Here is an 11,605-nt window from a genome sequence, read left to right on the forward strand (position 1 = left end):
CTGTAGTATGTTGTTCTTTTCTTACACTAACATTATGGCTCAAGACCAAAGCTTATACAACCACACCACGCCAGTGGAACCTCTTATCGTTCAATATGGGCACGATGTCCAAGCCTTAAATTATTTCTATGGTCCCATGCCTAAAGGCTGGGGATATCAACGCGCCGCAGAATCACCGGAGCAGGTGCAACGTTTGCTTGATCTGGATCAATCTTACTTAGACAAACTTAAAGCCTTTCCGTATAAAGCATTGGAGACGGATGGTCAGGTTGATTTTGTATTGTTAAAACGAAAAATTAAACAGGACATCGAGCAATTGACCGCAAAAAAATCGCAGTACCAACGTCTGGAAATTTATTTACCATTGGCAAAGGAAATTTACGGTTTCGAGAAATTGCGCAGAAGGGGAACTGCGATCGATGGGGAGGATATGGCCAAGAAATTACAAGTCGCTTATGCTCAGGTGCAAGAGGCTATGCAGAAAATGGAATCCATTTCGTCATTACCCTACCAAGACGTAAACTTTTTAAAAGCCACTTTGCAATCCTTAAAGCTTCGTCTATCGAGTTCGTATGATTTTTACCACGGTTATGATCCATTATTCACGTGGTGGGGAACGGAACCTTACAAACAACTCACCGCGAAGATAGATGCTTACAGTGATTTGTTGAGCTCGAAAAGCGACTGGAAGGTATTTGACGACGGCAGTATGATCGGTGGTACGCCTATTGGACGAGAAGAACTCAACAAGCAGTTAAAGGATGAATTGATTGCGTATACGGCTGACGACTTATTGAAATTAGCGGATAAGGAATTTGCTTGGTGTGAAGCTGAATTATTAAAGGCTTCACGTGAAATGGGCTTTGGCGATGATTGGAAAGCTGCACAGGAGAAGGTGAAAAATTCGTATGTACCCGTAGGTCATCAGCCGGAATTAATTCTGAAACTGTATAACGATGCGCAAGCGTTTATACAGAAAAATGAACTGATGGATATCCCTGCCTTGGCCGACGAAACTTGGGGTATGATTATGATGACACCAGAACGTCAGCTAGTAAACCCCTTTTTTACTGGAGGTAGAGAAATCAGTATTTCTTACCCTACCGACGGGATGACACAGGAGCAAAAGTTGATGAGTATGCGTGGAAACAATCCTTACTTCTCCCGAGGAACTGTGCAACATGAGCTTAATCCTGGGCATCATCTTCAATATTTTATGAATAGACGTTATAAACCTTACCGTGAAGAAGCTTTCAACACACCTTTCTGGACCGAAGGATGGACGTTATATTGGGAGTTGCTTCTTTATAGTAAAGGCTTTGCACATACACCTGAAGAGCGTATAGGCATGTTATTCTGGCGTATGCACCGTTGTGCACGTATCACGTTCAGTATTAAATTCCATTTGGGAGAATGGACACCTCAGCAATGTATTAACTATTTAGTAGATAAAGTAGGTTTTGAAAAAGCAAATGCGCATGGTGAAGTCAAGCGTTCGTTCGAAGGCGGTTATAGTCCCTTGTATCAATTAGCCTATCTTGTAGGAGGTCTACAATTAATGAGCATAAAAAATGAACTGGTTGATACGGGTAAAATGTCTTACAAAGCTTTCCACGACCAAGTAATAAAAGAAAACTACATGCCAATGGAAATGTTACGTGCGATCATGACCAAACAAAATTTATCAGCTGACCATGAAGCTTCCTGGAAATTTTACAAATTCAATTAAACGCTACATCGATGGAGAATACAAATCAATCTTTTCGAAAGTCGATGAGCCTGCTCGACGCAACGATGCTAGTTGTCGGCAGTATGATAGGTTCGGGTATATTTATTGTATCTGCTGATATTGCCCGAAATACAGGATCCGCAGGCTGGATGATGTTAATTTGGGTGATCTGTGGATTCATGACTCTTACCGCAGCACTCAGCTATGGCGAACTCAGCGCAATGTTTCCTAAAGCCGGAGGACAATATGTGTACCTCCGTGAAGCTTATACCCCCTTGGTCAGTTTTGTTTTCGGTTGGACATTTTTTGCTGTTATTCAGACGGCTACGATAGCAGCTGTAGGCGTAGCATTTGCTAAATTTACAGCTTACTTATTCCCCTTTCTGGACGAAGATGTCTATTTATTGGTATTAGGCGATTATCGAATATCCTCTGCACAGGTGTTGTCCATTGTCGTTATTATTGTGCTCACTTTCATCAATTCAAGAGGCATTAACAGTGGAAAAAGAGTGCAGACAACTTTGACGTTAATTAAAATTTTCAGCTTACTATTGTTGGTTTTATTTGGTTTTATTGCCTTTAAGTATGAGATATGGAATGTCAATTGGCTCACTGAAGATGTATGGAAACTTCGTCGCCTCAATTTAGATGGTTCTTTTGAAGATTACAGTACTTTCGGTGCATTTGGTGCTATATCTGCTGCTATGGTGGGAGCTCTATTTAGCAGCGACTCATGGCATTCGTCATCATCTGTAGCTGGAGAAATTAAAAATCCGCAGCGTAATATTGGCCTCAGTCTGGCCTTAGGAACTACTATTGTTACGGTTATTTATATCGTAACGAATCTAATGTATACTGGTGTTTTGGATTTGCATCAAATGGTCAACGCACCAAAAGATCGGGTAGCAATGAGTGCCGCCCAAGAGATATTTGGGCCTTTTGGAATAACCATTATAGCCGTGATGATTATGATCAGTACGTTCGGTTGTAACAATGGAATTATTTTGGCTGGAGCAAGGGTTTATTACTCTATGGCTCAAGATGGTCTTTTCTTTAAAAAAGTAGGTATATTAAATAAAAATGCTGTTCCAGCTTACGCTTTGTGGATTCAATGTTTGGTTGCTTCTCTATGGTGTTTGAGTGGAAAATATGGCGATTTGCTGGATATGATTACTTGCGTAGTCGTGGTTTTTTATGTGTTGGCCGTAGCAGGAGTTATCCGGCTGAGGTATACACGTCCAGATTTAGACCGCCCCTATAAGGCGCTTGGCTATCCTTTTTTGCCTGTTATTTATATTGTAATGGGGCTTGCTTTTATTATACTTATGCTCGTGTATAAGCCAGATTACACTGTACCGGGTATTGTTATTGCTCTAGCAGGAGTACCCATCTATTATCTTGTTAACAAAAAACGAAAGACAGATGTTTAAACCATTTTTTAATACGATAATCCTCTTCTCGCTGACGATAGGGAGTGTGCTTGGGCAGGGCACTGCACAAGATTACCAACGTGCAAAAGATTTACGAGGCAAGATTAGTAATAAATTGTATGATGTCCCTACACAAATTAAGTGGAATGAGGCTGGTGATCTACTATGGTATGAGAAAAATTCTGCTGAAGGACGCTCCTTGGTACTTGTCGATCCAAAATCAGGCGTAAAATCTGATTTGCTAGCTATAAATGCGCTGAGCGGAGCCTTAAAAACAGAATTAAAGAAGGATATAGATCCTCGTTCAATCACCGCGGATAAGATAACACGTGTTGACCAACAGGTCGTCATATTTGACTATGAGGGGTACAGTTGGTCGTGGAATAGGCAGGAGCATATCTTGACAAAAATTCAAGAACAAAAGGGAGATCGACGTGGGGGATACTGGGGACAGCGCTTTGACGACAGCAAAGGGGAGCCTATAGCATCGCCTGATAAATCGCAAATTGCTTATATTAAAAATAGCAACATTTATGTTGCAAAAAAAGATGATCCAAAGTCAGAAAGGCAATTGACTTTTGATGGCAGTCAAGGTGAATACTATGCTGCACATTTACACTGGTCGCCAGACGGTAAAAAGATTGCGGGGAGTAAGGTCAGAAAAGCAGAAGTGCGTATACTTACTTTATTAGAATCTTCCCCAATAGATCAGCTACAGCCGAAATTACAGACACGCGATTATCCCAAACCTGGTGATGCCTTGTCACAGTATTATCCTGTAATTTTTAATTTAGAAACCAATGCTCTTCTACCTGTAGATCCAAGTTTAATCGCCAATCAGTTTTCCGTTAGTCGCATAGAATGGCGACAAGATAGTAGAGCCATCACGTTTGAATTTAACAAACGCGGACATCAGCAATATGCCATAGTTGAGCTGGATGCGGTAGCTGGTAAAAGCAGGTATCTTATCAATGAAATGAATAAGACTTTTATCGATTACAGCGGAAAACGTTTTAGAGAAGATTTACAGGATGGTAAAGAAATCATTTGGGCTTCGGAACGTGACGGTTGGAACCACTTGTATCGCTATAATGGTACAACTGGTGAAGTGGTGAATCAGATTACAAAAGGCGATTGGGTTGTTCGTAAAGTCGTCTACGTGGATGAGCAAAACAAGCAGATTATATTGGAGGGAAGCGGACGGAATAAAAAACAAGATCCTTATCTGATTCAGTACTACAGTGTCAATTTTGACGGAAGTAATTTTCGCGAATTAACCAACGAAAATGGGAACCATACGGCTTATTTCAATGCTGATTACAGCTACTTTGTCGATGTGTATTCCCGTATTGACCAGACACCTGTTGCTGTTTTACGTGATCGATCTGGAAAAATAAAGGTTTCCTTAGAAAAAGGCGACAATCAAGCACTATTGGCAACAGGATGGAAAGAACCTGAAGTATTTACATCGAAGGCTAGGGATGGACAGACGGATATCTGGGGTATTATTGTTCGTCCGACTAACTTTGATGCAAGTAAAAAATACCCCGTAATCGAGTATATCTATGCGGGGCCCCACAGTTCTTTTGTGCCGAAAACCTACATTCCGAATCCCAGTGGCATGCAAGAGTTAGCTGAATTGGGGTTTATTGTTGTGCAAATTGACGGTATGGGCACCTCCAATCGTTCGAAAGCATTTCATGATGTATGCTGGAAAAATTTGAAGGATGCAGGATTTCCAGACCGTATCTTGTGGATGAAAGATGCGGCGAAGAAATACCCTTACATGGATTTGGAACATGTCGGAATTTATGGAACCTCAGCGGGAGGGCAGAGCTCTACGGCAGCAGTATTATTCCATCCTGAGTTTTATAAAGTTGCGGTATCTTCTTGTGGATGCCATGATAACCGAATGGATAAAATTTGGTGGAATGAACAGTGGATGGGCTGGCCAATTGGTCCAGAATATGCTGATTGTTCGAATATTGAGCATGCAGCGAATTTGCAAGGTAAGTTGATGCTTATCGTCGGGGAGCTGGATGACAACGTGGACCCATCTTCTACCTATCAATTAACCAATGCTCTTATCAAAGCAAATAAAGACCATGAGCTGATCGTTGTACCTGGTATGGGGCATTCCTCAGGTGGAGAGTATGGAGAGAAAAAACGACGCGACTTTTTTGTAAAGCATTTAATGGGCGTTAATCCGCCTCTTTGGAACCAGAATTAACACAAACATTTCATACTTCTTGCTAAAGGCTGCTCTATCTGGGCAGCCTTTTTTGCTATACATCGCCTTTATTAATTATATCCGTAATTAGAGACTAGTCGTCATATCGAAATAGTTTTGGTTTTAGCAAATGCTAAAATAGGTGCGAATAAGCCAGTTAAAATATGGTGATGAGTAAGCAAAATCAGATTAAAATCTAGATTTGTCTTCTGCTAAATTTGGAATATAGAATTGCAACAAAATAGATACTAACCAATAAAGTTGCCAATGTTTTTTGTGAGGCAAAGTAAGTGATTCCAAGATTCTATAAAGATATGCTTGATTAAATGACAAGCGATCTGAGATTGAAATTATTGAGCTTAAACTATACACTTATTAATAATTATGAATATGCATGAACATCCCCCCAAGAAAATCCTACTAGGTATTTTAATGATGCTGTTTTTGCTGAGCGGTCAGCTCTATGCACAGCAGCGTGTTATTTCCGGCGTAGTAAAAGATGAGCAAGGCAAGCCACTTGCTGATGTTAGCGTCTCGGAGAAAGGCGCGAATAATGGTACAAAGACAGAGGCTGGAGGTAGATTTAAGATATCGATACAATCCGCAAAACCGATGTTGGTTTTCAGCTCTGTTGGTTATTTAAAGCAAGAATATGCCGTTAAGTCTGGGAACGAAATCGTAGACATTGTGATGAAAGAAGATGCGGCAGGGCTGGATGAAGTTGTCATCATGGGGTACCAAGACGTACAGCGTCGAAAGACGACAGGTGCCATTGCCTCTGTGAAAGGAAAAGATTTTGAAAATACACCTTATGCAACTTTTGATGCCATGTTGCAGGGACGTGTAGCGGGCTTAAACGTAATGAGTACCTCTGGCGAACCAGGAACCAATAATATCGTGAATATACGGGGATCAAGTAACTTAGGCTTAGCAGATAATGCTATACAGTCTCCTTTGTATGTTATCGATAACATTATTTACGATGTAAGTGATATTCAGGCCGCTTACGGGAACTCTAGTCCTTTGCAGGCCATCAATCCCAACGATATTGAATCAGTTGATGTGTTGAAAGATGCTTCTGCGTCAGCTATCTATGGTGCCCGTGCTGCCAATGGGGTGATTATCATTAAGACTAAACGTCCTGCTTTTGGAAAACCAGAGATTCGTATATCAGCGTATAATGGAGTGTCAGATCGACCATCTATGAAACCGATTACTGTAGGAGCAGCAGAGAGAAGGATGAAAATGGATCTCCTCTACAATGGCGGTTCTTACGATTGGTTTAACGATGGCTCTATCAGTCAGATGTTAACTGACAGTCTAAATCCATCCTTTAATAACAATACCGATTGGCAAGGTCTCTTCTTACAATCAGCAAACATTAACAATGTGAATGTAAGTATTGGTGCTACCATGGAAAAATTTCTCTATCGTTTTTCCGCACAACGTTATTACGAAGAGGGTGTGATGATGGGCTTTGAAAATGAGAGCTTAACTCCACGTCTTTTATTACAAGTGAATCCAACGGATAATTTCCAGTTTGAGACCAATATCTTTGCAGGATTTACCAAAGCAAAGCATGGATCTGGTAGTGATGCAAAGTATCCATTTAACTCTTGGGGTTTTCCTTCATCATTTTATCAAATTACTGAACAAGAAGAGGCTATTTACACAGGGCGATACGACGGCTTGTTGGATAAAGATAATACATTTAGTTTAAATGGAAATTTCGCGGGAACCATCAAGAAATTTATCGTCAATGGATTATCTCTTCGGTCACAGTTTTCTTTTAATGTGAACAATAATACTAGAGATTTGTACCAACCGGCATTATTAACAGGAAACCGAAACTATGCACAAAACTGGGTCAATCAAAATAAGCGTTGGGAATGGGAAACTTATTTTAATTATATCAAAAGTATAAATGATGTTCATAATATCAGTGCTGTTTTAGGGACAGGTATTGAACGAAATACCTCCAACAACAGTTATCTTTATGGCTACAGTGATAATAGCGAGTATATTAAAACCGTTACGGGAATTCCTTCCGGAGCAGATTTGTATGGTTACGCTACGATTACTGAACGATCCCGAGCTTCTTTCTTTGGTCGGCTAAGCTATGATTACAAGGATAAGTATCTGGTTTCAGCCAGTTATCGTATGGATGCTTCATCACGATACAGTCCGGAAAATCGCTGGGGTATTTTTCCATCCATTTCTGCAGGATGGGTACTTTCTGAAGAACCCTTTTTTGAACCCTTAAAAGGTGCAATCTCCTTCTTTAAATTAAGAGCTAGTTACGGACTTACCGGTCGAGATCCAGGATCCTTATATGCCCGCTATACGACATTGTCTTTTGATGGGGCCTATAATGGATCGGTAATGGATAGTGGTATCAGTGGATCTCAATTTACATACAACGGCGTCAATGTCGTTTACCCTGATTACGCAAGTTCAGCTTCTTCTACGAATATAAAATGGGAAACCTCACCACAATTTAATTTAGGCTTGGATATGAATCTTTTGCACGATCGTATTACAATTACTCCTGAATTTTATGTTAGGGATTCTAAGGATCTACTTTACGATTTAAATATGCCTGCTACTTCGGGATATTCCACAATTTCTAACAACTTTATCAGCGTGCGAAACAGTGGGGTAGAGCTTACGGTTGTTTCGCGAAATATGCGACCAGAATCAGCATTTCAATGGGTGACGAATTTTAATATTGCTTACAACAGAAATTATGTCACTAAATTACCTAATGGAGGACAAGAAATTAAAGTTGGTCCAACTTGGATGGAACGCGCTTTAAATGTCGGGCAACCTTTATACCCGTTTAAAGTTTGGCAAGTGGATGGTGTATTTGCTACAGACGCTGATGTTCCTGTTGATCCACTAACAGGTAATCGTCTATATCATGCAGGTACAGGTCAGTATTACCAGGCTGGAGATCCTCGTCGTGCCGATTTAAACGGAGATTATATTATAGACGATAACGATAAAATCGATATGGGAAATCCAAATCCCGATTTTCAAGGTGGTTTAATGAATCAGTTTTCATATAAGAACTTCTCGGTGTCTACCTTAATCACTTTTATTTTTGGACGTACATTATGGAATGGTTATCTATCTGACAAATTACAAGATGCAGGTTCATCTACATTGTACAGTACTTGGGGAACAAGTTCGGGAATCGCTGGTGATTATGATCTGAATGATTTTTGGATGAAAGATGGGGATCAAACGAAGTTTCCGACTTTGTTTCGCAATACCGTTGATAATTGGCACATCGCAAATAGCACCTTTGTCGAAAATGCAAGTTTTATCCGGTTCAAAAATGTTCAATTAAGCTATACCTTTCCAAAATCTATTACAGAGCGTCTGAAACTAAAAATGCTTCGTGTTTATGGTGTACTCGATAACATTGCTATAAAATCTTGGTCTACAGTTCCTGATCCGGAAGCGGTAGAAGCCAATGGTTATTCTACAGGAAATGGATATCCTATTCCAAAAAAATGGACAATTGGCCTAGACGTGACCTTTTAACTTAAATTGTAAAGACATGAAAAGAAAAATAATTAGTTTATTGTTAGTTGTCATCTTGTTTTCAACTTACAGCTGTAATAAATTTTTAGATATAGAACCAGTCAGTTCAGCCACGGAAGAAAACTTCTGGAAAACCCAATCTGACGCTAATGCTGCCACAGCGGCTATGTATGCCTTACTACGAAAAGCTTTTAATTATGGGGGAGGAATAAGCTTTTATGCTTATGGAGACCTCGCATCGGACGAATTTTCATCAGCTGCAATTGGAGCTCCTTTCGATCAAATTATTAAAATGGACTGGAGTTATTCTGTTGCTTCATCAGAAACGGGAAACTCTCTTTTACGGCTACGTCGATATGATATCTTTTATCAAGTTATCGATCAGGCTAATCGGGTAATTCAAAATTTACCTAAAATGGAGGCAGATGTTTTTGATAGTGAAGATATACGAAATTATTATATTGGAGAAGCTTATTTTATTCGCGCTTTTACCTATTTCTATATGTCGCGTGTTTGGGGGGGAGTACCATTGATTACAGAATCTGTACAGCCGGTTGATGCCGTTAATCATGCTGCAGCTACAGAAGGAGAAATCTTAGCGCAGTGTCAAGCCGATTTAACCAAAGCACTCTCTCTATTGGAATGGGATAATATAGCATCTTCAGATTTTGCCCTTCGTGGAAACAAAGGTGCGGCATTTGCTTTACAAGCACACTTGAGTGCTTGGCAAGGTGATTATGAACAAGTCATAAAAGCAGCTGACTCTGTTTTAAACAGCGGTTACTACAGTTATGTATCTCGAGATAGTACCGCTTATCGTGAAATGTTCAAAGGTCAATCCAATGAAGCTATTTTTGAAGTATCGCAGAGCGAGAATAATGAAGGTACAACGTTAGGTATTGGTTATTACACGTTGGCTGCGCCCTATCTTCGATCGCAAGAAAATCCTCGCTTCAATATTCTACCAGCTCAGATAGATTCCCTATATGATGATGGAGATAAACGCTTGGAAAGCATTTTTAATACAGAAAAAAGTTCAGATTATGTGATTTGTAGAAAGTATTCTAATGTGAGTTATACCAATGAAACATCCAATGCAGTTGCGATTATTAAAAACAACATAGTTGTTTTCCGTTATTCCGATGTCAAGTTGTTGAAAGCAGAAGCATTGGTGGCTATAAATAAAGGAGGAGATGCAGAAATTATCTTAAACGAAGTCCGGGATCGTGCTGGTTTAAAAGACTGGGATGGTAATGGAGAACTCATAGAAGAGATTTTTGATGAACGCGCACGTGAATTGTTTTTGGAAGGACATCGCTTTTACGATCTTATACGATTGTATAAAAATTTCAATGTATTTAAATTCCCCGATACAAAAATGAACGCATCTCAGTTTCATGCAAAGAAGTACTATTGGCCTTTTGATCCAGGACTGTTGTCTACCAATCCATTGCTGAAGCAGACACCGTATTGGGGTACTGTCAATATGTAATTAATATAAAGGATAAGGAAATGAAAAATTTATATATTTTAATTGGGATATGGTTTTCGGTATTGAGCTTTTCTTCTTGTAAAAAAGCTGCTTACTTAACGGACGATGGTTTGCACGTTGCTGAAGTTGATCAGACGACTTATGATTATTTAGCTTCCCATCCAAACGGTATGTTTGATACGTTACTGTTGGTGATTGACCACTTTAACTTAAAGGAGGAGATTAATAATGCTAAAACATTTTGGGCACCATCGGATTATTCGGTGAATAGGTATTATCAATTGAAAAAGGATTCGGTTACAAACATTGATGAAAATGCCCAGTATCCCTTTAGTCAATTCTTAGAGGAAATCCCCGTCGATTCTGTTCGAGTTTATATTTGCAATGATGCACAATATAGTTTAGATAATGGGCCTATAACTAGTTATGGAGCAGTAACCAATGCAGCTGGGATAGATGGGTTTGTATATCATAAACAAAAACAGGCACAGTTGGCTTGGTCTTATCAGCCTGCTTACTATTTATATTATGTGAAGGTTCATGGAGAACCAGACCAAGTCGGTGCGGATGGCGTAATCACAACCAAAGAAGACGATAAAGTAGATACGCGTGTATTGTGCCAAACAACAGGAATCAAAACATCATCAGGAACTTTATTGCACGTATTAGCAAATACACATACATTTATCGATGGTTTTGTCCTTAAAAAGGATATCGCCGAGGTTGTTCAATCTGGTAATCAAATAACATTCACATACGAGTTAGAAATGGACTTTGATGCAGTTGATTACTCAGGTTTAAATGCAGCTACAATGTTATCGAGATTAGCTAGTTTTTATGGCGTAAGTTCGGGTTATATTCCGGGGTTAATCGGTAACAGCATCACCTATTACGCCGTCGAACCAGATGGTACACTTAATCCAAACAGTACAGCAAATGCGCCTGGACATTGGTTTGATGCTACTGGAAAAACATGCAGTTGGGGAACTGATGCTGTCATCGTTTCAGAGCTAACAGCTTCTACTATGACATTTGGAATATTGCAATACCCGAATAAAGCAGAAATAGGAAAAACGTATACTGTTAAACAGGCCTTGGTGTATAAACAAACAGGTAAAAGTGATTTGCAAGCTAATTTTGTATTTAATATTACTATTAAATAGAAATTGACAATG

At 39.6% G+C, this 11,605-nt stretch carries 6 protein-coding genes; all 6 read left to right on the plus strand.

The features are described from left to right. Positions 1–34 precede the first annotated feature (34 nt). A complete protein-coding gene (locus ACSZOX_RS20395; RefSeq protein WP_437922054.1) occupies positions 35–1,729 on the plus strand; it encodes a DUF885 family protein in 1,695 nt (564 codons plus the stop codon). Between the two features lie 11 nt (positions 1,730–1,740). Then, the gene (locus tag ACSZOX_RS20400; RefSeq protein ID WP_437922055.1) at positions 1,741–3,159 is read left to right on the plus strand and encodes an APC family permease; all 1,419 of its coding nucleotides are present in this window, start codon (positions 1,741–1,743) and stop codon (positions 3,157–3,159) included. Continuing rightward, on the plus strand, positions 3,152–5,389 hold the full coding sequence (locus ACSZOX_RS20405) for a DPP IV N-terminal domain-containing protein (RefSeq protein ID WP_437922056.1): 2,238 nt from the start codon (positions 3,152–3,154) through the stop codon (positions 5,387–5,389). Before ACSZOX_RS20400 ends, ACSZOX_RS20405 begins: the two co-directional genes overlap by 8 nt. Positions 5,390–5,773: 384 nt before the next feature. Further along, complete coding sequence (locus ACSZOX_RS20410) at positions 5,774–8,938, plus strand: SusC/RagA family TonB-linked outer membrane protein (RefSeq protein WP_437922057.1); 3,165 nt, start codon at positions 5,774–5,776, stop codon at positions 8,936–8,938. Between the two features lie 16 nt (positions 8,939–8,954). Beyond that, positions 8,955–10,430, plus strand: coding sequence for a RagB/SusD family nutrient uptake outer membrane protein (locus ACSZOX_RS20415; protein WP_437922058.1), 1,476 nt, complete (start codon positions 8,955–8,957; stop codon positions 10,428–10,430). A 20-nt stretch (positions 10,431–10,450) separates the two neighbouring features. Then, positions 10,451–11,593, plus strand: a complete 1,143-nt coding sequence (locus ACSZOX_RS20420; protein WP_437922059.1) for a DUF4859 domain-containing protein — start codon at positions 10,451–10,453, stop codon at positions 11,591–11,593. Positions 11,594–11,605: the final 12 nt, after the last annotated feature.

The organism is Sphingobacterium sp. LRF_L2, assembly GCF_965644235.1.
In the GTDB taxonomy this organism is placed as follows: Bacteria; Bacteroidota; Bacteroidia; order Sphingobacteriales; family Sphingobacteriaceae; genus Sphingobacterium.

What these genes read in the sequence shown, in the direction of transcription:
- ACSZOX_RS20395 (WP_437922054.1), top strand. Translation starts at nt 35, where the DNA reads ATGGCTCAAGACCAAAGCTTATACAACCACACCACGCCAGTGGAACCT.
- ACSZOX_RS20400 (WP_437922055.1), top strand. Translation starts at nt 1,741, where the DNA reads ATGGAGAATACAAATCAATCTTTTCGAAAGTCGATGAGCCTGCTCGAC.
- ACSZOX_RS20405 (WP_437922056.1), top strand. Translation starts at nt 3,152, where the DNA reads ATGTTTAAACCATTTTTTAATACGATAATCCTCTTCTCGCTGACGATA.
- ACSZOX_RS20410 (WP_437922057.1), top strand. Translation starts at nt 5,774, where the DNA reads ATGAATATGCATGAACATCCCCCCAAGAAAATCCTACTAGGTATTTTA.
- ACSZOX_RS20415 (WP_437922058.1), top strand. Translation starts at nt 8,955, where the DNA reads ATGAAAAGAAAAATAATTAGTTTATTGTTAGTTGTCATCTTGTTTTCA.
- ACSZOX_RS20420 (WP_437922059.1), top strand. Translation starts at nt 10,451, where the DNA reads ATGAAAAATTTATATATTTTAATTGGGATATGGTTTTCGGTATTGAGC.